The sequence below is a fragment of the Marinomonas rhodophyticola genome (assembly GCF_026113935.1).
GTDB classification, from domain to species: Bacteria; Pseudomonadota; Gammaproteobacteria; order Pseudomonadales; family Marinomonadaceae; genus Marinomonas; species Marinomonas rhodophyticola.
In genome coordinates this window covers 1-21,480 of the sequence record NZ_JAPEUL010000007.1, presented here as the reverse complement: position 1 = coordinate 21,480, position 21,480 = coordinate 1, and the positions used below count along the sequence as shown (strand labels likewise).

20 protein-coding genes, 5 tRNA genes and 3 pseudogenes are annotated in these 21,480 nt (G+C 42.4%); 18 read left to right on the top strand and 10 right to left on the bottom strand.

The window, feature by feature from the left end; all coding sequences use genetic code 11:
- Positions 1 to 28 precede the first annotated feature (28 nt).
- The 14 genes and pseudogenes from ONZ52_RS08520 (at position 29) to ONZ52_RS08455 (ending at position 7,925) form a co-directional block, all read left to right on the top strand.
- Positions 29 to 1,141: a tetratricopeptide repeat protein gene (locus tag ONZ52_RS08520; RefSeq protein ID WP_265218211.1), complete on the top strand. Its 1,113-nt coding sequence runs from the start codon at positions 29 to 31 to the stop codon at positions 1,139 to 1,141.
- Between the two features lie 44 nt (positions 1,142 to 1,185).
- Positions 1,186 to 1,803 (top strand): tetratricopeptide repeat protein, encoded by a 618-nt coding sequence (locus ONZ52_RS08515; protein WP_265218210.1) that lies wholly within the window; start codon positions 1,186 to 1,188, stop codon positions 1,801 to 1,803.
- The gene (gene lolB / locus ONZ52_RS08510) at positions 1,800 to 2,378 is read left to right on the top strand and encodes a lipoprotein insertase outer membrane protein LolB (RefSeq protein ID WP_265218209.1); all 579 of its coding nucleotides are present in this window, start codon (positions 1,800 to 1,802) and stop codon (positions 2,376 to 2,378) included. Before ONZ52_RS08515 ends, lolB begins: the two co-directional genes overlap by 4 nt.
- A 6-nt stretch (positions 2,379 to 2,384) precedes the next feature.
- The gene (gene ispE, locus ONZ52_RS08505; RefSeq protein ID WP_265218208.1) at positions 2,385 to 3,239 is read left to right on the top strand and encodes a 4-(cytidine 5'-diphospho)-2-C-methyl-D-erythritol kinase; all 855 of its coding nucleotides are present in this window, start codon (positions 2,385 to 2,387) and stop codon (positions 3,237 to 3,239) included.
- Between the two features lie 85 nt (positions 3,240 to 3,324).
- Positions 3,325 to 4,272, top strand: coding sequence for a ribose-phosphate diphosphokinase (locus ONZ52_RS08500; protein ID WP_265218207.1), 948 nt, complete (start codon positions 3,325 to 3,327; stop codon positions 4,270 to 4,272).
- A gap of 69 nt (positions 4,273 to 4,341) precedes the next feature.
- Complete coding sequence (locus tag ONZ52_RS08495) at positions 4,342 to 4,920, top strand: 50S ribosomal protein L25/general stress protein Ctc (protein ID WP_265218206.1); 579 nt, start codon at positions 4,342 to 4,344, stop codon at positions 4,918 to 4,920.
- Between the two features lie 19 nt (positions 4,921 to 4,939).
- Positions 4,940 to 5,523, top strand: a pseudogene (gene pth, locus ONZ52_RS08490) (aminoacyl-tRNA hydrolase).
- A 25-nt stretch (positions 5,524 to 5,548) separates the two neighbouring features.
- Positions 5,549 to 6,640: a redox-regulated ATPase YchF gene (gene ychF, locus ONZ52_RS08485; RefSeq protein WP_265218205.1), complete on the top strand. Its 1,092-nt coding sequence runs from the start codon at positions 5,549 to 5,551 to the stop codon at positions 6,638 to 6,640.
- Between the two features lie 114 nt (positions 6,641 to 6,754).
- Positions 6,755 to 6,829, top strand: a tRNA-Gln gene (locus tag ONZ52_RS08480).
- 10 nt (positions 6,830 to 6,839) lie between these two features.
- Positions 6,840 to 6,916: transfer RNA gene (locus ONZ52_RS08475), tRNA-Met, on the top strand.
- 13 nt (positions 6,917 to 6,929) lie between these two features.
- Positions 6,930 to 7,004: transfer RNA gene (locus ONZ52_RS08470), tRNA-Gln, on the top strand.
- A gap of 31 nt (positions 7,005 to 7,035) precedes the next feature.
- Positions 7,036 to 7,112: transfer RNA gene (locus ONZ52_RS08465), tRNA-Met, on the top strand.
- A gap of 13 nt (positions 7,113 to 7,125) precedes the next feature.
- Positions 7,126 to 7,200 (top strand) — tRNA-Gln (locus ONZ52_RS08460).
- A 119-nt stretch (positions 7,201 to 7,319) separates the two neighbouring features.
- Positions 7,320 to 7,925, top strand: a complete 606-nt coding sequence (locus ONZ52_RS08455; RefSeq protein ID WP_265218204.1) for a TIGR04219 family outer membrane beta-barrel protein — start codon at positions 7,320 to 7,322, stop codon at positions 7,923 to 7,925.
- 95 nt (positions 7,926 to 8,020) lie between these two features.
- On the opposite strand, the pseudogene clpB reads toward ONZ52_RS08455, so the two are convergent.
- The 3 genes and pseudogenes from clpB to rluD form a co-directional block, all read right to left on the bottom strand.
- Positions 8,021 to 10,604 (bottom strand): annotated as a pseudogene (gene clpB / locus ONZ52_RS08450) (ATP-dependent chaperone ClpB).
- Between the two features lie 115 nt (positions 10,605 to 10,719).
- Complete coding sequence (pgeF, locus tag ONZ52_RS08445) at positions 10,720 to 11,466, bottom strand: peptidoglycan editing factor PgeF (protein WP_265218203.1); 747 nt, start codon at positions 11,464 to 11,466, stop codon at positions 10,720 to 10,722.
- Positions 11,467 to 11,551: 85 nt separating this feature from the next.
- On the bottom strand, positions 11,552 to 12,535 hold the full coding sequence (rluD, locus tag ONZ52_RS08440) for a 23S rRNA pseudouridine(1911/1915/1917) synthase RluD (RefSeq protein WP_265218202.1): 984 nt from the start codon (positions 12,533 to 12,535) through the stop codon (positions 11,552 to 11,554).
- Between the two features lie 160 nt (positions 12,536 to 12,695).
- Between rluD and ONZ52_RS08435 the strand changes: the two genes are divergently transcribed.
- The gene (locus ONZ52_RS08435) at positions 12,696 to 13,538 is read left to right on the top strand and encodes an outer membrane protein assembly factor BamD (protein ID WP_265218201.1); all 843 of its coding nucleotides are present in this window, start codon (positions 12,696 to 12,698) and stop codon (positions 13,536 to 13,538) included.
- 10 nt (positions 13,539 to 13,548) lie between these two features.
- On the opposite strand, the gene ONZ52_RS08430 is transcribed toward ONZ52_RS08435, so the two are convergent.
- Together ONZ52_RS08430 and ONZ52_RS08425 are read right to left on the bottom strand one after the other, a co-directional pair.
- Positions 13,549 to 14,199, bottom strand: a complete 651-nt coding sequence (locus ONZ52_RS08430) for a glutathione S-transferase (protein ID WP_265219369.1) — start codon at positions 14,197 to 14,199, stop codon at positions 13,549 to 13,551.
- Between the two features lie 121 nt (positions 14,200 to 14,320).
- Complete coding sequence (locus ONZ52_RS08425) at positions 14,321 to 14,533, bottom strand: cold-shock protein (protein WP_111608974.1); 213 nt, start codon at positions 14,531 to 14,533, stop codon at positions 14,321 to 14,323.
- Between the two features lie 304 nt (positions 14,534 to 14,837).
- Here ONZ52_RS08425 and ONZ52_RS08420 point away from each other — a divergent pair, with 304 nt between their 5' ends.
- The 3 genes and pseudogenes from ONZ52_RS08420 (at position 14,838) to ONZ52_RS08410 (ending at position 16,771) form a co-directional block, all read left to right on the top strand.
- The gene (locus ONZ52_RS08420) at positions 14,838 to 14,987 is read left to right on the top strand and encodes a hypothetical protein (protein ID WP_265218200.1); all 150 of its coding nucleotides are present in this window, start codon (positions 14,838 to 14,840) and stop codon (positions 14,985 to 14,987) included.
- Positions 14,971 to 16,182, top strand: a pseudogene (locus ONZ52_RS08415) (ammonium transporter). Before ONZ52_RS08420 ends, ONZ52_RS08415 begins: the two are co-directional and overlap by 17 nt.
- Before the next feature lie 130 nt (positions 16,183 to 16,312).
- Positions 16,313 to 16,771 (top strand): DTW domain-containing protein, encoded by a 459-nt coding sequence (locus tag ONZ52_RS08410; protein WP_346433233.1) that lies wholly within the window; start codon positions 16,313 to 16,315, stop codon positions 16,769 to 16,771.
- Here the strand turns inward: ONZ52_RS08410 and ONZ52_RS08405 are convergent.
- From ONZ52_RS08405 to ONZ52_RS08385, 5 genes are all read right to left on the bottom strand, one after another.
- The gene (locus tag ONZ52_RS08405) at positions 16,761 to 17,468 is read right to left on the bottom strand and encodes a fumarylacetoacetate hydrolase family protein (RefSeq protein ID WP_265218199.1); all 708 of its coding nucleotides are present in this window, start codon (positions 17,466 to 17,468) and stop codon (positions 16,761 to 16,763) included. The two genes, ONZ52_RS08410 and ONZ52_RS08405, sit on opposite strands and share 11 nt — an antisense overlap.
- A gap of 29 nt (positions 17,469 to 17,497) precedes the next feature.
- Positions 17,498 to 18,136, bottom strand: a complete 639-nt coding sequence (locus ONZ52_RS08400; protein ID WP_265218198.1) for a cupin domain-containing protein — start codon at positions 18,134 to 18,136, stop codon at positions 17,498 to 17,500.
- Between the two features lie 258 nt (positions 18,137 to 18,394).
- Positions 18,395 to 19,333 carry a porin gene (locus ONZ52_RS08395; protein ID WP_265218197.1) on the bottom strand — a complete coding sequence of 313 codons (939 nt, stop codon included), beginning with the start codon at positions 19,331 to 19,333 and terminating at the stop codon, positions 18,395 to 18,397.
- Positions 19,334 to 19,735: 402 nt separating this feature from the next.
- Positions 19,736 to 20,248, bottom strand: a complete 513-nt coding sequence (locus ONZ52_RS08390; protein ID WP_265218196.1) for a DUF2058 domain-containing protein — start codon at positions 20,246 to 20,248, stop codon at positions 19,736 to 19,738.
- 175 nt (positions 20,249 to 20,423) lie between these two features.
- Positions 20,424 to 20,633 (bottom strand): cold-shock protein, encoded by a 210-nt coding sequence (locus tag ONZ52_RS08385; protein WP_024024079.1) that lies wholly within the window; start codon positions 20,631 to 20,633, stop codon positions 20,424 to 20,426.
- Positions 20,634 to 21,480: the final 847 nt, after the last annotated feature.

Sequence of the window (21,480 nt, the reverse complement as noted above, 5' to 3'; positions counted from 1 at the left end):
TTATATGAATTTAGCATCGAGAAAACACATGCCTTCTGTTTTAGGCCATACACAAACAGCATCATACACAAAAAAGCTCTTTACCCTTTTGGCGCTTATTGGTCTTCCTTTGATAAGTGCCTGTAGTTACAACACAATACAACAATCCTCTACCCCCTTAAATACACAATCAGCCTCTGACGAAACAGACTCAAGTAACAGTAAGATAAAAGAATTGCTGAATGCGGAGTTTATTCTACAACGGGAAGGCCCAAATAAAGCTTTTGAGCCTTTTTATGAACTGGCCCAACAATCAGGTGACACTGCACTAATTAAGAGACTCACCTACATCGCTGTTGTTTCACAAAATGACCTAAATATAGAGCGAAGTGCAAATTTATGGCTCTCCGAAGCGCCTACAGCAGAAGCCGCCTATGCACTAAAACTACAAGTGTTGATCAAAGGAAATCGTACAGAAGAGGTCGCGACACTTCTAACAAACGCCATAAGATATAAGGTTTCTTTGCGTTTTCTTCCAGCCTACCTTGAAGATAACGTTCGCGACAACGATCAAGTAAGTACCATAGAAGCAGCCATAGCAGAACTACCGCCCGAGTCAAAAAACAACCAATATGTGCAGCTAAGCCATGCGCACATATTATTACTATCTGGTGAATATGAAGCAGCCATTGAAACCGCAGAGCGTTTACTAATCCGTGTCAACAGTGAAAAAACCGAAGCACTCTATTTGATACTGGCATTCAGTCAAAAAAACCTAGGGCAAATTGATAACGCCGTTAAAACGTTACAAGCGGCTGCTCAGCGTTTCCCGCAGAACAGCAGAATATTAGTACCTTTGATGGATTTCCTTGTTGACAATAATCAGACTAAAAGCGCCGTCGATACATTTCAGCAAGCCAATTTGGAGACACCAGAAAAGCTACAAGTTGGCATCAACTTAATGCGCACTTTACTAGAGTATGAAAAGCCGCAATTAGCCATCAACATTGCGAACAATCTTCCCAAAGAACAGCTCGGCTTATCTGATCAGGTTGAATTTTTAAGGGCCATTGCGCTTGCTCAGCTAGGGAAAAACTCGCAAGCCATAAATGTCATGCAAAAGGTGGGGGAACCTTACGCACAAATGCGACCAACCAAATAGCATTATGGCTTTACGAACAAGGCAAGGAAGCAGACATCAACACTATGGTGTTAAATCGAACACACCGAGAAGATATTCCTGAGCAAATTGCTGCAATCAGTCAAATTCACGAAGAGAATGGAAACACTCATTTATCCTATGAATTACTCAGCGAAGCACTGCTTTTATTTCCGGACTCTGATGCATTGCGCTATCAAAAAGCATTATTGGCAGACGCGCTTGGTCAATGGGATGTGACAGAAAGCGAACTTAAAACGCTATTAGAAAAAGACCCTGAAAACCCTCAATACCTTAACGCTCTTGGTTACACGTTACTGGTCCGTACACAGCGCATTGATGAAGCCATGATTTATATAGAATCTGCTTATGAAAAAGCGGACAGCGATCCTGCCATTATTGACAGTCTTGGCTGGGGCTTTTTCCTGAAAGGCGAATTAGAGCAATCTTCTTACTATCTAAAAAAAGCATGGTCTATTTTACCTGATGCTGAAATTGCCGCACACTATGGTGAATCATTATGGAAGCAAAGACATTACAAGGAAGCCCTAGAAATTTGGAAAACCGCTTTAGAGGCATCACCAGATACACCACTTTTACTTGATACAATTAAGCGACTTTCACCGTCACTACTTGAAGAATCACAACAGGATACACCATCATGAACTATCGCTTACTCAGCCTTTTCGCTCTTACTATCCTTATCAGTGCCTGTAGCTCCAGACCAACAGGACCGGTTATACCGCCACCGGATAGTGTGGCCGCTATTTCAAAATGGGAAACATCCGGTCGAGTGGGTATACGAACTAAAGAAGACGCAGTGTCAGGTAATTTTAATTGGCAAAAAGACCCAAAGACTTTCGCCCTAAGTATTGTAGGACCCTTTGGCCAAGGGGCCACTAAGCTAGACAAAAATCAAGATGGTGTTGTCACCTTGGCCTACGAAGATACGGTCGTAACAGGCACTGACCCTGCTACCTTGTTACAACAAGAACTTGGTTGGGAGTTCCCAGTTGAGCAGGTTACTTATTGGATTAGAGGTCTGGCGGCACCCAATTCACCATCACGCATATCTCAAGACCCAATCAGCAAATTGCCCAACACTATTCAACAAGATGGCTGGTTAATCACCTATAATAACTTTACAAAAATCGACGGTTTATCCTTACCTCAAAGAATGCAGGTATCGAATCCGCCTTTTAGGGTCAATTTAATTATCAATCAATGGACTATTCAGTAACTAAAAATGCAACTACCTTCTCCTGCGAAATTAAATTTATTTTTACACATTACAGGGCGACGAGAAGACGGCTACCATGAGCTGCAAACCGTATTTCAGTTTATTGATTTATGTGACACACTCGACTTTGCCTTAACACACAACAACCAGATCACTATTTCACCTATTATTGAGCAATTACCTACCGAAGATAACCTTGTTTATAAGGCAGCAAAATTGCTCACACCATATAAAAAAGATCCCTCTTTCGGTATAGATATTACTCTGACAAAACAATTACCTATGGGAGGAGGAATCGGCGGTGGCAGCTCAAACGCAGCCACAACTTTACTGGCTTTAAATGTCCTTTGGGAATGCCATTTATCATTAGAAGAACTAGCGATACTTGGTGTCAAACTAGGTGCCGACATCCCGGTATTTGTTATGGGTTTTTCAGCCTTTGCTGAAGGGGTTGGAGAAAAACTGCAAAAAGTCGAGCTAGATACGCCCTATTTTTTGCTTGTTAAGCCCAATTGCCATGTCTCAACTGGTCAAATTTTTACCGATAAATATTTGACAAGAGACACCCCTCCCCTCAGAATATCGCACGCCTTGAAGCTGGGTGGGCATAATGATTGCTTGGACGTGGTGATAAAGCACTATCCTGAAGTAAGTGAAGCGTATTCGTGGTTGAAAGACCATGGTGACGCAAAGCTAACAGGGACAGGCGCTTGTCTCTTTCTCGCCTTCGATAATATGCACGACGCTGAGCGAGTAAGATCGTCTACACCGACAAAGTGGCAAAGTTGGATTTGCCGTGGCTGTAACACTTCTCCAACACACGATGTGCTAAACCAGTGGATTGAGCAAAATAGGAGCTAGTGTGCCTGTATAAACACACTTTTCCCAGCCAGTCTTTTCTTGGCTAATCAATAGTCATCGCTATAAAATACAAAGGGTATATACAGTGTCCAAGTTGATGGTTTTTACCGGTAATGCAAACCCTGAACTCGCTCGCAGGGTGGTACGCCGCCTAGGGTTACCTATTGGCAACGCGACCGTAGGTAAATTTAGCGACGGTGAAATTACGGTCGAGATCAATGAAAACGTTCGAGGTAAAGACGTTTTTATTATTCAATCGACATGCGCCCCTAGCAATGACAATTTAATGGAATTGATCGTCATGGCCGACGCTTTACGTCGCGCCTCTGCGACTCGAGTAACAGCCGTTATTCCATATTTTGGTTATGCTCGCCAAGATCGTCGTGTGCGTTCTGCACGGGTACCTATTACAGCAAAAGTGGTTGCCGACATGATTTCTGCCGTGGGCATCAACCGTGTGTTAACGGTGGATTTACACGCAGACCAAATCCAAGGATTTTTCGATATCCCAGTTGATAACGTCTACGCCACACCTTTGCTGCTTGACGATTTGCAGCGCCAAGGCCATGAAAACATTACGGTGGTTTCTCCTGATGTTGGCGGTGTTGTTCGTGCTCGCGCTTTTGCAAAATTACTAGATGATGCGGATTTAGCCATCATAGACAAGCGACGCCCTCGCGCTAACGAAGCCCAAATCATGCACTTGATCGGTGACGTAGAAGGCAAAACTTGTGTTTTAGTGGATGACATGTGTGACACAGGTGGCACATTATGCGCTGCCGCTAAAGCGCTAAAAGAACACGGTGCCGCAAAAGTATTGGCTTACTGTACTCACCCAGTACTGTCTGGCAAAGCCATTGAAAACATCCGAAATTCCGTGCTTGATGAGTTGGTCGTGACTGATACCATCCCATTGACACAAGAGGCGCTTAATTGCCCTCAAATACGCCAATTGTCGATGTCTGACATTATGGCGGAGGCTGTTCGTCGCGTATGCAATGAAGAGTCTATCAGCGCCATGTTTGGGGCCTAAGCCAAACACTAACGCTCGGAACGGGTCGCATTTCTGGGCACAAACTTTATTAATTATTAGGAAAATACCATGTCATTATCTATTAATGCCGCAGCACGTACTCAAGAAGGTAAAGGTGCGAGCCGCCGCCTTCGTAACGAAGGCCTAGTGCCAGCTGTTATTTATGGCGGTGATACTGCTCCAGTATCTATCTCTTTCAAAGACAACGAGCTACTTAAAGCCGTTGCTACTCCAGGCTTCTTAACTGGCCTAGTTGAAGTAACAGTTGAAGGTAAAACTGAACAAGTTCTTGTTAAAGCATTGCAACGCCACCCATCAAGCGGTGCTATAATGCACATGGACCTACAACGCGCTCAAGCTGACAAAGTGATCACTACTCGTGTTCCTTTAAGCTTCATCAACGCGGCACAAAGTGAAGGTGTTAAGAGCCAAGGTGGTCGTTTGACTATCGAATCTAAGCTAGCTGAAGTGCGTTGTTTGCCAGCTAACCTTCCTGAAGTATTGGTTGTAGACGTGATCAAAGGCCAACTTGATCAAATTTTCCACTTGTCTGATGTTATCCTTCCAGAAGGCGTAGAGCTTGTGTCTTTGCTTAAAGGCGAAGATCATGACCAACCTATCGCTCGTATCGGTAAGTCTAAACGTTAAGATCATTGAAGGCAGCATTGTGGCAGGTTTTAGATTATTAGTCGGCTTGGGAAATCCAGGCAGCGAGTACGAGAATACTCGCCACAATGCAGGCGCTCAGTGGATTGAGGCATTGGCTCGTCAGAGCCAATGCGCTCTTCGCCTAGAAAAAAGTTTTTTGGCCAATTTGGTAAAGTTTATATAGCTGGTGAAGAGTGCTATCTCCTGATTCCCACCACCTATATGAATTTAAGCGGTAAAGCGGTTCAGGCCGTATGTCAATTCTATAAAATCCCTCCTGAAGAAATCCTTGTGATTCACGATGAACTTGATATTCCCCAGGGCACAGTTAAATTAAAGCAAGGTGGTGGACATGGTGGGCACAACGGACTAAAAGATATTATTGCAAAGCTGTCAAATAATAGAGAATTCGGCCGCCTAAGAATTGGCATAGGGCATCCTGGCCATGCAAGCCAAGTCGCCAATTACGTGTTAAAAAAAGCGGCGCCAGACGACTATGCAAAAATAGAACAAACAATCGACGAATCATTACGTTATGTTGATGACATTGTATGCGGCAAGTTAAATGCCGTCATGAATCAGCTTCATAGCTTCAAAGCATAATCATTTAATTATTAGGAATCTCACTATGGGTTTTAATTGCGGCATCGTTGGGCTACCTAACGTTGGTAAATCGACTCTATTTAATGCATTAACCAAAGCAGGTATTGGCGCAGAAAACTTCCCCTTCTGTACCATAGAGCCAAATGCTGGTGTGGTTGCCATGCCAGACCCACGTCTAGACGCTTTAGCTGCCATAGTGAAACCAGAGCGTGTATTGGCAACAACGATGGAGTTTGTTGACATTGCAGGCCTAGTAGAAGGCGCTTCAAAAGGCGAAGGCCTTGGCAACAAGTTCCTTGCCAACATTCGTGAAACCGATGCCATTGCTCACGTTGTTCGTTGCTTTGAAGACGACAATGTTATTCACGTTTCAAATCACGTTAACCCAAAACTAGATATTGAAGTCATCAATCTTGAGTTAATCTTTGCCGATATCGAATCCATCGAAAAACAACTTTTCCGTACAGCCAAAAATGCGAAAAGTGGCAACAAAGATGCCATCGCCCATAAAGCATTTCTTGAGCGCATCAAAGAACATTTAGAAAATGGCTTGCCCGTTCGCGCTATGGACATGTCTGATGAAGAGAAAAAAGAAGTTCGCTCACTTCATCTCTTAACCACAAAACCAACCATGTACATCGCAAACGTAGCAGAAGATGGCTTTGAAAATAATCCACATCTTGACCAAGTACGCGCCATTGCAGAGGCAGAAGGTGCCATGGTCGTTCCTATCTGTAATCAGCTTGAAGCAGAAATCTCTGAGCTAGACGCAGAAGAGATGCAAGAATTCCTAGATGAAATGGGTATGGAAGAGCCTGGATTGGATCGAGTCATTCGCGCCGGCTATGAATTACTAGGCCTTCAGACCTACTTTACAGCAGGCGTCAAAGAAGTCCGTGCTTGGACCATCAAAAAAGGCGCAACAGGCCCACAAGCTGCAGGTGTGATCCACACAGACTTTGAAAAAGGTTTCATCCGTGCTGAAGTAATCAGTTACAATGATTTCATTCAATATAAGGGTGAAAGTGGTGCCAAAGAAGCTGGAAAATGGCGCTTAGAAGGGAAAGATTACGTCGTAAAAGACGGCGATGTGATGCATTTCCGCTTTAATGTTTAAGAGATAATAAAACATTTTAAGAAAAAGACTTGACCCATTAACAAGTTATATGAATAATATCGCGCCACAGAGGCAGTCGATCATTTTATGTAAACTGTTTTTTTGTTAGTCTGTTGGGGTATCGCCAAGCGGTAAGGCAACGGGTTTTGATCCCGTCATGCGTTGGTTCGAATCCAGCTACCCCAGCCAACAGACAAATGGCTATATAGCTCAGTTGGTTAGAGCACATCACTCATAATGATGGGGTCACTAGTTCGAATCTAGTTATAGCCACCATAATTCGATATGTTGGGGTATCGCCAAGCGGTAAGGCAACGGGTTTTGATCCCGTCATGCGTTGGTTCGAATCCAGCTACCCCAGCCATCGATGCTTCTTAGCAAAAACATATATGCAAGGCTATATAGCTCAGTTGGTTAGAGCACATCACTCATAATGATGGGGTCACTAGTTCGAATCTAGTTATAGCCACCATAATTCGACATATTGGGGTATCGCCAAGCGGTAAGGCAACGGGTTTTGATCCCGTCATGCGTTGGTTCGAATCCAGCTACCCCAGCCATCTATTGTAAATATTCTACACATTACTCCATATCTTCTCCTTATTTCATTGGTTTTTGTCTCTCTTCAACTTATAATCAGACAAAATTTACTATACATGATGATATATGGAAACTAATTATGAAATCAGCTCTTTTACTCTCGACTGCTTTGCTAGCAAGCGCTGCCCACGCTGATGTACTTGGTTTAACAGCAGAAGCAGGCTCGTACATCACTAATGATGGCGAAGATTTCAATACCTACTACGGTGTCGCAGTAGAACACCCCATTCCACTTATCCCGAATTTTCGCATCCAACACCAAGATCTAGAAGGCAAATTTTATAGCTCTAATACTAAAATAGACACGTCTTATAATGACTACACGCTATACTACGAATTCTTAGACGGTCTTTTGTGGTTAGATCTAGATGCTGGTCTTACACTACGCAGTATCGATGGCTCTATTGGTTCAACGGATGTAAGCGACTCTTACCCACTTGGCTACTTATCAGCTTATGTGACATTTCCAGGAACAAGCCTATCCGTAGGTGGTGAATTCAAAAGTGGTGGCGGTAGCGATGCTAGCATCACAGACTCAACTTTCAAGGTTAAATATCAGCCATTTTACTTCACTGGTATCGAAGCAGGTTACCGCAAAGTAAGTGAAGATATTGACGACATCGACAACTCAAGTTTTGATGTTGAGTTTACAGGTGTGTTCATTGGTGCTTTCGTCGATTTTTAAGCACTGATTTTAAGAGCTAATCTCCAAAAAAACGAAAAGCCCGCGATACTTTAGCGGGCTTTTCTGCTTTATATATGAACCTGACGCCTCGAAAGCTAACTGACTTTTGAGAAAGTAATTTCACCGTTAGAGACATCCGCCACAATACGATCTCCAGTAACAAAATGTCCGGCCAACAACTCATTTGCCAAAGGGTTTTCAATCCATCGCTGTATGGCACGTTTTAATGGGCGAGCCCCGTAGATCGGATCATAGCCCACCTCAACCAATTGATCTGATGCGGCCTCTGTTAACACTAAAGACATCCCCATCTCTGCCAATCGCTCATTCAAATGAGAAAGTTGGACCGTTGCAATGCCTTTAATTTGAGATTTCATCAGCGGATGAAACACCACGGCCTCATCAATTCGGTTGATAAACTCTGGCCGAAAATGCATGCCAACCACTTCCATCACTTTGGCTTTAATTTCTTCATATTGATCTGCAGATTGATACTCCTGAATCAAATCCGAAGCCAAATTAGAGGTCATAACAATAACGGTATTTTTAAAGTCTACCGTGCGACCTTGGCCATCCGTTAAACGACCATCGTCTAATACTTGGAGAAGAATATTAAACACATCAGGATGTGCCTTTTCCACCTCATCAAGCAGCAGAACGGAGTAAGGTCGACGCCTAACCGCTTCCGTTAGATAACCTCCCTCCTCATACCCAACATAACCCGGTGGTGCCCCAATCAAACGAGCAACAGAGTGCTTCTCCATAAACTCCGACATATCGATACGCACCATTGCCTGCTCGGTATCAAACAAAAACCTCGCCAAAGACTTACAAAGTTCTGTTTTACCAACGCCTGTGGGGCCTAGGAAAAGAAAAGAGCCGTTTGGTCTATTCGGGTCCGCTAAGCCTGATCGGGAACGGCGAACCGCGTTAGAGACGGCTGAGACGGCTTCATTCTGCCCCATGACAGATTCATGGAGTGCGTCTTCCATTCTCAACAGTTTATCCCGCTCTCCCTCCAGCATCTTATCCACAGGGATTCCAGTCCAACGAGACACAACGGTAGCGATCTCTTCTTCCGTAACGCGTCGCTTCAATAGACGCGTCGCGGTGTTTTCTTCTGCTTGACTGGCTTTTTCTATTTCCGTCTCAAGCATAGGAATCACACCGTATTGCAACTCAGACATTTTCGCCAAATTACCACTACGACGCGCCTCTTCCATTTCATGGCGAACCGCTTCTAAATCCTCTTTAAGCTTTTGCGCACCTTGAACTGCTGCTTTTTCTGCATTCCAGATTTCCTCTAAGTCAGAAAACTGCTTTTGCAGGGTGTTTATTTCACTGTCCAATTCATCAAGTCTTAGCTTAGACGCCTTGTCTTTTTCTTTCTTAAGCGCTTCTTTTTCAATTTTCAATTGAATCAAACGACGCTCTAAACGATCCATATCTTCAGGCTTTGAATCCATCTCCATACGAATACGGCTTGCAGCTTCATCAATCAAATCGATCGCTTTGTCTGGTAACTGGCGGTCTGTAATGTAACGTTGCGACAGCTTGGCAGCGGCAATAATGGCCGAATCGGTAATATCAACACCATGATGAACTTCGTAACGCTCCTTCAAACCACGCAAAATAGCGACAGAATCGAGTACGCTAGGCTCTTCCACCAGCACTTTTTGAAAGCGGCGCTCTAACGCAGCATCTTTTTCAATGTATTGACGATATTCATTAAGTGTTGTCGCACCAACACAATGCAATTCACCACGTGCAAGGGCTGGCTTGAGCATATTGCCAGCATCCATCGAACCTTCCGATTTGCCTGCGCCAACCATGGTATGAATTTCATCAATAAATAAAATCACCTGACCTTCTTGCTTAGAAAGCTCATTCAGCAAAGCCTTTAGACGCTCTTCAAACTCTCCACGATACTTCGCCCCAGCAATTAAAGCGCCCATATCAAGTGATAATACCCGCTTATTCTTTAGCCCCTCAGGCACTTCACCATTAATAATTCGTTGAGCGAGTACCTTCTACAATGGCGGTTTTTCCCACCCCAGGTTCACCAATCAAAACGGGGTTATTCTTACGGCGACGCTGTAAAACCTGAATTGTTCGACGTATTTCATCGTCTCTACCTATAACAGGGTCAAGCTTACCTTGTGCCGCTCTTGCGGTGAGATCAACCGTATATTTATCCAATGCTTGGCGACTTTCTTCGGCATTTGGATCATTCACTGACTCCCCACCGCGCACCTGATCAATCACGGTAGCAATATCGGCTTTTGTAACACCAGTCGTTTTAAGTGCCTTTGCTAAGTCATCCTTACCGTCAAACATTGCCATCAAAACCAATTCGGAAGAAATATATTGGTCTTTACGTTTTTGCGCTTCTTTATCGGCCAAGTTTAGCAAACGCCCTAACTCTGGTGACATTTGCACGTTGCCATCATGATCTTTGACCGTCGCCAGCTTAGTCAAAAGATTATTTAAACCCTCACGAAACTTAGCAACCTGAACCCCCGCTTGCTGCAAAATCGGTCGAGTACTGCCGCCTTGCTGATCGAGCAATGCCATCATTAAATGCAATGACTCGATATAAGAATGATCGTGGCCAAGCGCGATAGATTGCGCATCAGAAAGAGCAAGTTGTAATTTACTGGTTAAACGATCGATTCGCATAGGAACCTCCTGACCAAAAATAATAAAACACAGACACTTCCCACTTAATAAGTGCGCTTAGTCGCTTTTCAATAGACGGGTGTCATTTTTTTGACACCGGTCAATAAAACTTACTTTATTTATTCTCTAGCCAGATAACAGACACCATACGTCCGGTTTTTCCGTCACGGCGATACGAATAAAAACGATCTTTGTCAGTCAAGGTACAATACTGACCACCAGAGATATCAACCACGCCTTTGGCCAGTAATCGCTGCCTTGCAAGCAGGTATAAGTTACAAAGCCATTTGCCTTTCTTTGTCGCCACAAAAGCCAATTGCGCCTCTTGCCGCTCAGCCATAAATGCCTCACGAACATCATCGCCCACTTCAAACGCATTAGGACCAATGGCAGGCCCCAACCACACTAAGACATTTTCTGGTTCATCAAACTGTTTTAACGTTGTCTCTAAAATTCCAGCGCATAAACCGCGCCAGCCAGCATGGGCAACCGCTACTTTTGTACCTGCTTTATCACAAAAAAAGACTGGCAAGCAATCTGCCGTTAAAACCGCACACACCTGATTCAGTTGCTCAGACACCGCGGCATCACCACTGTCAGGCAAATCACGACAAGGCAAGCACACAACATCAGTGCCGTGGATTTGATTGAGCCATTGAACCGACTGAGGCATGCCGATGGCATTCGCAAACAAACGACGATTTTCGGTCACATGATTCATGTCGTCACCAACATGCGCCCCGAGGTTAAGCTCATTAAATGGCCGTTCACTCACACCACCCATGCGAGTCGACACATAAGCCCGTACCGAAGAAGGCGCAGGCCAATTTGGACAAATGAAAGAATCACTATGAGACACCATAAAAATCTCCAAAACCGCTTTGTTTAAAACCACTATCTTTTAAATAAAAAGGCAGCCTAGGCTGCCTTTTTTTAATCGTATCGCATTAAAAATACTCAGAATCGTTACTACCGGACTCCACCGTATCTTTTCGAAGCGCATCCAACAATTTTTTCATATCGTCGGGTAAATCAATTTCCCATTCCATCCATTTCCTGGTAATAGGATGAGCAAGCTCGAGTTTTTTTGCATGCAACGCCTGACGACGAAAGTGTCTCAACTCGTCTTGTAATTCAGGGGAACAAGCCTTTGGCATTTTTAGACGACCACCATATTGAGGATCACCGACCAATGGATACTGAATAAATGCCATGTGCACACGAATTTGATGGGTACGACCCGTTTCCAACTTCAAGCGAATATGCGTATGGTTTTTAAAACGTTCCACCAAGCGATAATGGGTCACAGCTTCCTTACCATTAACAGGCTCAACCGCTTGTTTTTGACGATTGTGTGGGTGACGGCCGATAGGCTGATCAACAACGCCACCACCGGTCATCACGCCAATCGAAACGGCTTCATATTCACGTCCCATGCTGCGTTCTTGCAGCTGCATAACCAAATCGGTCTGCGCTGCCAATGTTTTAGCCACGACCATCAACCCTGTGGTTTCTTTATCTAAGCGATGTACAATACCCGCGCGAGGCAGATGAGCTGTTTCAGGCGCATGGTGAAGGATCGCATTCATCAAGGTACCATCGCGATTACCCACAGCTGGATGCACAACCAATCCAGCAGGCTTGTTGATGATCATAATGTCGTCATCTTCATAAACGACATCTAGCGCCATTTCTTGCGCTTCATGCTCTTCTTGAGCTTCGATCACTATGTCCAATGACACCAACTCACCACCAAACAATTTTTCTTTCGGTTTAGTCAGTTTACCATCAACCGTTAAGGCACCTTCTTTAATCCAGCTCTGAATTCGTGAGCGAGAATAGTCACTAAACAGCTCTGTTGCGATCTGATCAAATCGATTACCACCCAAATCGAAAGGAACTTGGGCTTCTTTTACTATGCGCTCTGCCATACAATGTACTTTAATCTGTTGTTTTCAGCTCATTAAATTTATCATAGAGTCTGAAAGTGAAAAAACGTGTAGCGCCTTGCACTTCATCATCTTTCGCAATTTAACGCTACAAAATGCCGATTGAGGCTAATCTACTACCATATCAAGGTTTTGATTATACATGGGATTTCATCACTCGTTGCTCCGATTCTCTGGAATAGTTGGTTTTTCTTTATTAATTGTGGCTTGTTCAAGTAAGCAAGTACAAGAACCAGACCTGCCTGAACGCGTTTATTATGATAAAGCGCAACAGGCACTGAAAGAAAACTTGCCATCCACTGCAATAAAACACCTCAAAGACTTGGATTCACGCTATCCATTTGGCGAATTCAGCACACGCGCAGAATTAGATCTCATCTATGCCCAAATGGAAGCAAGCGACTTCATTGCTGCTCACGCGGCAGCGGAACGCTTTATCAAAAACCACCCTGAGCATGATTCGATTGATTACGCTTACTACATGCGTGCCTTATCTACTTACAAGGGGGCAGAAAGTCTAATGTCTCGCTACTTAAACTTAGACCCCAGTGAAAGAGACTCGAAAGAACTGTCTAAGGCCTTCAACGAATTAGCGGATTTTACCTCTCGTTTTCCAAACAGCGCCTATGCACCAGACGGAAAAGCGCGTATGTACTATTTACGTGAAATGGTCGCTCGTCATGAATTACAAGTGGCTCACTACTACCTAAAAAGAAAAGCACCGCTTTCTGCACTCCGTCGTAGCCAAGAGGTCATTCAAAATTATCCAAGTTCACAGTCTGTGGAAGAGGCTCTAGCAATAAGCGTACAGTCTTATAATGACTTGGAAAAAACCGATCTAGCTGAAACCAATTTTTCCGTGTTAAAACAAAACTTCCCCAATTCTTCCTATATTAGCAAGCAAGGTCAGTTCGTTCCAATACAACAACCTAATGATGCTGATCCTAGCTTCTTATACTGGGTAACCTTTGGCTTGATAGAGTAAAGCTTACGGTTTAAGCGGGGAAAGGCACTTCCGCCTGCCCCGCTTGCCAAGCCGAGTGTTTAATCATTACGACAGATTGAAACAAAGCAGAATTGATAAATCTGGCCAGCCAGACTTTTACGTTATTATATTGAGAAATATCAAACCAACTTTGGTTTACGGCCACAAACTGACGAACAAATGGAAAAATCATAATGTCAGGCAAGGTTTCGCTCTCCCCAAACAAATAACTTCGCTTTTTTAAACGATTTTCTAGTCTTTGTAAGAATATTTCCCCCTTAGAGCGGTAATATACTTCCGAAAAATCAGGATACCTATCTGCGTATTTATAACGATCAAGCCAATATTTAAAAAAGTGGTCATTATAAGCAATCCACGCCTGCATGTTATTTCTTTGCTTTATTTCTGATGGCCACAACTGCTGAGATCTATTTTTTATACTGGACTTCGAAAGCGCCCAAAAAATAATATCGGAACTCTCCGCATATCTCGCACCATCAACATCAATCAACTGAGGGACGGTGGATCGACCACCTAATGATAAGAGTGCGTCCGGTTTTGCCTTTAAAATCACTTCTCGCAGATAGACAGACACGTTTAAAAAAGCAAGTGTATATCTGACTCTAATAGCGTAAGGGCAACGCCGAAACGAGTACAACACAGGTAACAAAACACCCTCCTATAAATGAAAAACAATAGACATAAAAAAACCATGCTCATCATTAACATCTTACCTAAAATAAGCAGTTAAACGCATGGTTTTTAGCCAATTAAAGCACCAGTTACACTGGTGTAACATTCTCAGCTTGAGGACCTTTCTGGCCTTGAGTCACTTCAAATGTCACTTTCTGACCTTCTTGTAGAGTACGACGACCATTGCCATTTATAGAACGAAAATGAACAAAAACATCAGGACCGCCTTCACGAGCAATGAAACCAAATCCTTTTTCGTCATTAAACCATTTAACAATACCTGATACTAATTGACCTGACATAACAACCTCATTTTATTTTTGCTGCTCTTAATGAGCAGTCTTTATAACTAAGCTTAAATAAGCAAGGACTTAACGTTAAGTATATTAATTCGCGTTAGCATAAAAAACACACTTCTAAATATAATATGTCTTAGAAAGTAAAATAGAAAGCAGATGAAAAGCAAGTATTGTTAAAAAAAGTAATATTCCCCATAGATAACCAGAGTCAATAAAAATCTCTCTTGAAGCAATAATAACCCCACTCAAACACCACAATGGTGCACTAATACACAAAAGCAAAAGAAAGCACCAAAAAAAAGCAAAAATGGAACATTTATTGCTAGAAAATGGAGCAAACGGATTTTTAACAAAGAAAATACATAAAATAGCCCAACTATTGGGCAAAAAAACAAACAAACAAAACCATTTTGGTGCAGAAAAACCATTAGGAGTAATCCGTGACACCCTCAAATAGTGCAGTAGAAATGCTAGTATCTAGCTCAAACACCCTCTTCATCTTACTCGGAGCTATCATGGTATTTGCCATGCACGCTGGGTTTGCTTTTTTAGAAGTCGGTACCGTTCGCCATAAAAACCAAGTCAACGCCTTAGTCAAAATAATGACTGATTTCGCCATATCAGCCCTTGTTTATTTCTTTATCGGCTATCAAATAGCCTATGGGGTTAACTTCTTTGACAGCGCCGCAGTGCTGTCTCAGGAACACGGTTACAGTCTCGTGAAGTTTTTCTTTTTAATGACTTTTGCAGCCGCTATCCCTGCCATCATATCTGGTGGCGTGGCTGAACGAGCAAAATTTTATCCCATGCTAATCTCTGCCGCTGTGATTGTTGGTGTCGCCTACCCACTCTTTGAAGGCATAGTTTGGAATGGTAATTATGGAATACAGGGCTGGCTAGAAACACAATATGGTGAGCCGCTTTCATGATTTTGCTGGGTCTGTTGTTGTCCACGCATTTGGGGGCTGGGTCGCCTTAACGGCCATTTTATTACTAGGCACTCGAAAAGGACGTTTTAGAAATGGCAAACTTGTCGCCTTTGCACCATCAAACATCCCCTTTTTAGCGTTAGGAGCTTGGATCTTATGCATAGGTTGGTTTGGCTTTAACGTCATGTCTGCTCAAACATTAGAAGGCATTAGTGGACTAGTTGCGGTTAATTCCTTGATGGCGATGGTAGGAGGAATCATCGCTGCTATGCTATTTGGAAAAAATGACCCAGGCTTCATACACAACGGCCCACTAGCAGGCTTAGTCGCCGTATGCGCAGGCTCCGACATCATGCACCCCATTGGGGCGCTAGCCACGGGGGCCATTGCGGGGATGATCTTCACAATCTTGTTTACCGTTATTCAGCAGAAATTTAAGCATACTGACGATGTACTTGGCGTTTGGCCACTTCATGGCGTCTGCGGAGCTTGGGGGGCATTGCAGCCGGTATCTTTGGTTCCGAAGCACTTGGTGGACTAGGTGGCGTAAGTCTTATCTCTCAGCTGCTAGGAAGCTTAGGTGGTATTATAATAGCAACACTGAGTGGATTCATCGTATATGGAATAGTCAAGGCGGTGAGCGGCCTAAGACTAAGTGAGGAAGATGAGTTTAACGGAGCGGATTTAGCCATCCATAAAATAGGCTCTATTGGTAAAGAATAACCTTCTACCATTCAAAAAAGCCTGACGCCACACTGTAAAATTGGCGTTAGGCTTTTTTATTTTTTGTTCATGTCAGTAGCAGTATAATAACCAAAGCATTCGCACTCACTCAATTGAAGCAAAAATAAACATGAAGATTTGGCTACTGACACACAGTGAAGAACTAAAAAAAACATCTGGAACAGGCAAAATAGTAAAAGAGACGTTAGAAAGCGAGTGCGAAATTATTGTGTGGTCCAGAGTGGATCCAAGCACAGCAATATTAGCTCTACCACCCGCTAACACCATACTGGTATATCCATGTGAAAACCAGCAACAGACATCTTTAATTGACCTGACACTAACAGTCGACAACATCATTATTATTGATGGCACTTGGCAACAAGCTAAGAAAATATACAACCAATCGCCTTACTTAAAAGCATTCGCACATTACGAAATTAAAGGCATCACATCTTTGTACCAAAAGCGTCGTAATCAAAAAAATATAGGCTTATGCACTGCTGAAGTAGCCATTCACTTGCTAACCGAATACAAACACCCAGCAGCATCAAGCCTATTAGAAAAGTTTACTGTATTTAATCAGTAATACTTACTCGGATTTCTCCCAAATGTGTAACCCAAGCCTGCATGATGTCACCCATAACAACAGCACCGACATTCTCGGGTGTGCCTGTCATAATTAAATCACCTGGACGTAACTCAAAGACCTCAGATATTTTGCAAATCACTTCTTCAATAGACCAAGTTAAATTAGAAATATGACTAATTTGCTTGGTACCCCCGTTTACTTTTAAGCCAATTTCCGCTTTTGATATATCACCAGTAAGTTGAGCATTTTTTAAGGAAATAGGACCTATCGGAGCGGACTCATCAAAAGATTTACCTACCTCCCATGGACGACTTTTCTTTTTGGCTTGTGCTTGTAAATCACGACGAGTCATGTCTAACCCAACGGCATAACCTAAAATGGCATCATTCGCTTGCTGCATCGTTAAATGGCGACCACCTTTACCGATAGCAACAACTAACTCAACTTCATATTCAAACTGTGACGTGGCCATCGGGTAAGAGATAGGCGTAACATTTGAATAAGTAACAGGCACGACACACGATGCATCCTTCTTGAAAAAGAAAGGTGGATCTCTTTCTGGATCGTCTCCCATTTCTTTAGAATGCTCCGCATAATTACGACCAACACAATAAACTCGGCCGACAGGAAACAGCTGATTGCTGTCTACTACAGGTAAAAATACTCGCTTTTGTTCGGGTACAATATGCTTCACAGAAACCCCAATATACCGCTTAATAAAAACTAAAAATGTCCTGATTTAATCCAAATAAAACAATCGGATTCGACACGCCAATGGCTCAGCAAAAAATTAGGCTCTCGCAACCACCCCTCTGAGGAGATTAACAAGCCGTCGTAATTAGCTTGGCCCGATATCATAAATAACTCAACCGAATCAGATAAGTCTAATTCACTTAACAGATTCTCACTATTCTGAATACGAACAAGCCAAACCCGCTCATTACCAAATTGATAAAGAGGGAATATTTCAGACGCTGTAGAAGACCAAATCTTAGGCGTACTAATATATACCTGATTAAGATCTGAAGTTTGAAACTGGTGCAACTTCACTAACAAAAGACAACCATCAATACTGTGTGGGGCATGGCTACTACCTGGTGGATTACGAAAGTAACTGCCGGCTTTAAAATCGCCTTTTTCATCAGAAAAAATACCTTTTAGGACAAGGATCTCTTCTCCTAGAGGATGTGGATGTGGCCGAAAAACTGAACCAGCATCGTAGCGGACCAAGCTAGTCGCATGGCCACGTTCAGCCTCTTCTCTAGCTAATGGTTTTCTATGAACACCAGACATAGGACTGGCAACCCAATCGACCTTATCTGTTTCAATAAATACCGCTTGAGCAAAGTTCATATTAAGCATGATTAACCGCCACCAAATAATTGAAAAATAAGTGTAACGGTTTGGTCAAATAACAATCAAGTTTTTCGTAAATTCATTAAGCTACAAATACAAAGCAAAAAAAAGCACCGGGTGCTGCCACCTGGTGCCAAAAATGTTCCAACAATCCGCCTACAAGAGAGATATATGGAACCTTGAATGATCGTACTTAACATAAGGCTCCCACCTTATTGGGTAGGAAGGAGCCTTAGAGTAAATAAAATCGTCTATGAGAAGATCTTAGAAACCGTAGTAAACACCAACAGCTGTTTGAGTATCAGTGTCGCTGCTAGTAGCACTTTCAAACTTACCAACTTCACCAAACACATAGATATTTGATGCTAGGCTGTAAGTCACGCCTGCCGCGTATTCATTGAAGTCATCAGAACCTGCTGCATCAGGATCAACATTTTGGTAAGAAGCGTACACATCACCAGCACCGTAACCGTAACGTGCTGCTAAACCAAGAATGTCTCGAGTATCTTCTGTGGTTTCGTATTTAGCTGTAACAGACAAGTTTTCCAAAGGAGTCACTGTAATAGCTAGGCCTGTAGTCGCTTCTGCATCAGCAGTATTGTCACGAGTATCGTAACCCAATGCAGCAGACACGATACCAGTAGAATACTTAACAACCATCATAGAAGAAGATTTGTCATAATTAGCATTCGTAGCTTGACCTTCGCTTGCGTCGCCTTTAACTTGCACCGCCGCTTGCACTTCAAAACCGTTTACAGAAGGAGAGAAGTAAGCAATGGTATCGCCTTCAGACGTTTTTGCCGCATTTGTAAAGCCTAGGTATTCATATTGATCAACCGCATCTTGAATCGCATTGTTGTAGATTGTGTCGAATGAACCAATTTGAACTTTACCAAAGTTACCTTGCAAGCCAACAAAAGCTTGGTCTAAGTCAGCTTTACCATTGTCTTCAGCACCCGATTTTTGGTCTGCATCAAATTCTAGTTCGTACTTGAAGAAAGCGGTCAAATCATCATTGATTTTAGTCTCGCCTTTTAAACCAATAGTAGAACCGTTATCTTCAAAGTTGCCGCCAGCATCTTTATCTGCATAGGCGTATTGAATGTTACCGTAAACATCTACTGTAGAACCTTCAGCAGCATAAGCAGATACAGACGCAAGAGCTGCGCTAGATACAGCAATAGCAATAATCGATTTTTTCATTCTCGTTTCCCTTTTAAATGTTTGTACGCTTTTTCTTGTAGGCGCTTGATATGTGCAAGCAACAGTCAAACAATCTAAACTTTCCACAGAAATTGACAACCTAGTGCAAGCTAATTGCATCAAGTATCCGCTATGTGTGCTATTTTTGTGAAATATTACATATAAAAAGGATTTCCCATCACTATTTCATACCAGACAAATTAAAAAACCATTAAATAACAATGATTTATAAAAAAGCGCGAGATAATGTGCATATGAAGAAACAAAAAAATCAAATCAGTTCGAAAATTTTTCGTCAATACAGAAGGGAAATCTTGCTTTAAGAGAAAATTAAGATGAATAAGGACCGGAAAAATAAGGGCAAAGAGGGCAAAAAAACCCTCTTAGAGGAAAAAAACGCTGTTACCACATTAAATCATCAGGAATTTTAAAGTCAGCGTAAGGGTCATCATCAACACTTTCAACACGGTTATTACAAACAAGTACGTAAGAAGCATCACGCTCATTAATCTTGACAGCCACAGGCTCAGGGACAATCTCATACTGCTGTTCAAGCTTAACAATAGCCAAACGACCCCGACTTAAATCATCATGCATTGACTGGCTTATATATAACTGCTTCACTTTTTTACTGTCTGTAAAATGATAGGCAATGTCACCGTCCTCTTTCCGAATACGGTTTTGCTCTATCATCTGTCTAATCTGACCTTGAATTGCCTTATGCTCAGCAAGTTTTTGGCGCTCTAAATTTAATGCTCTATCTTTCTCTGCTTTCTCAAGTCTTTGTTGCTTTAGAGACTCCTGTCGCTCAGTATCATCAGTGGCAAGCATCTTGCCTTTTTTAATTTTTTGCTTCTGTTGAAGCGTCTCAGCTTTTAGCTTTTTAACTTTCTTTTTATCAACGAAATCCAACACCCAATAACTGCTCTTGCAATGACTTAACAGCCATAAAACGTCACCTCACGTTTCTAAAATCAATAGTTCAAATCAATACTGTACTTAAAAAGTTCAGCCTACAAAAACAAAAAAAGCGACTTAGAAGTCGCTTTTTAGCATTCGCACTGCTGAGTATAACCTCAGCAACGTTACCTTATAAAGGTGTAACGTTTTGAGCTTCTGGGCCTTTTTTGCCTTGAGCTACTTGGAATTCAACTTTTTGGCCTTCAGCCAAAGTTTTGAAACCAGAAGTGTTGATTGCAGAGAAATGAACAAAAACATCAGGACCAGAATCCTGAGTGATGAAACCGAAACCTTTAGTTTCGTTGAAAAATTTTACTGTACCAGTTACTACGTCAGACATGTCTGTTTATCCTGTAGGTTAAGTTAATTTATACGCAGGCGCTAGTCGCCTACGTTATAGTGCTAAAAAAACTCGGTATTACTTATGACTTAACAGGACCGAACATACATGACGTAATATTCGCAACTCTGGACATAAATATTGCCAACTCTTTTAAACGAAACTGATTGTAGTCCGCTTTCAGTCGCTGGGTCAATCAAGTTTTGAACAATTTTTAATAAAACAGCACAAAGAATGCCCTTAAATCTCCAAAAGTCGATCCTATCTCATTGTATTTAATGGTTTTATAGGTTAAAAATTGAAGAATAATAATTTCAAAAAACATAAATGCTACTTGACTTCAAAAGTATCACCATTAGCTATTACATAGTTAAATTTAGAGTTACGTTAAGTGTTATGTGTATAAAACATTCGCAAGCTATAGAGCATGCCTGATCATGATTAGGCCTCCCTCAAGAGACCCACAGAACCAAGATTTACAAGTTCGCTAACTAAACTGCAAAACCACTGTTGCTATGTTGTAGGCAGAAGATAGTCAGTTATCTTGGATAAGATAATATGTCTCGGTCTCGACAAAAAGGCATCTCATGCTGCGTCGGGCTAAAGCCACGATCGACAAAAACTATATAAATCAAAATTTTGAAAAAATATATAACAATTGCCTTAGGTTGGAATCGCTCTGCCACGTTGTGAGCCTACGAAACAGGCGCAAGCGAAGCGAATACCAGGGTGATATATAGTTAAACCCCTGTAGGTCGGTCTTCAGGCCGTCAAAAAAGCTCGCGACAACACATCACGTCTTGTCGAGCTAAAGCCACGACCTACAAAAACCTGAACCAAGTGTAGG